The 562-nt window shown below is 65.5% G+C and carries 2 protein-coding genes; both read left to right on the forward strand.

Features of this window, described 5'->3' with window-relative positions; genetic code table 11:
* On the forward strand, positions 1 to 383 hold a 383-nt coding region (locus ACFPCY_RS43075; protein ID WP_465251258.1), incomplete at its 5' end, for a hypothetical protein.
* The coding region (locus tag ACFPCY_RS43080) for an HTH domain-containing protein (protein WP_378265718.1) at positions 383 to 562 on the forward strand (180 nt) is incomplete at its 3' end. The genes ACFPCY_RS43075 and ACFPCY_RS43080, both read left to right, overlap by 1 nt.

Consider the following 562-nt stretch of genomic DNA (forward strand, 5'->3'; position numbering starts at 1 on the left):
TGTTCGACCTCACCCGCCGGTGGGCCTACCGCGCCTGGAGACGCCACTGCGACGACGCCACCGAGTGGGAAGCCGTCGTGCACGCCTACGCCTGGGACCGCAACCTGTCCGTCATCGGCGACGAGTTCACCCGCGGCCCCCTGGACGAGACCGAAGTGCTACACCTAGCCCGTTCGATCTCCCGCTGGACCTGGCGGAGGTTCTGGCACCAAGGCGGCCCCACCGCCTACGACGCACGATTCACCGCCACCCAAACGGCCCGCGCCAAGAAAAGCCACACCACCGGCAACCGCACCGTCACCGACAAGATGCGCACCGCCAACGCAGACCACGGCTTCCAGACCAAAATTGATCGTGAGACCTTCATGCAGGAGGCGTTCTGATGCCTGCCGAAATCCAACAACGGCGGAAGACAACCGCCAAAGAACTTGCAAAGCGACTGGGGTGCTCCGAGCGGACTGTTCGCCGCATCGCCGCTGAGCCTCGAACGGAGTTCCTGGCGCGTGCTGCTGAACGCCGGGCCCGTGCGCTAGCCCTCCGCGAGTCGGGAATGACCTACAAG

The organism is Actinomadura gamaensis, from assembly GCF_042652125.1.
Lineage (GTDB): Bacteria > Actinomycetota > Actinomycetes > Streptosporangiales > Streptosporangiaceae > Spirillospora > Spirillospora gamaensis.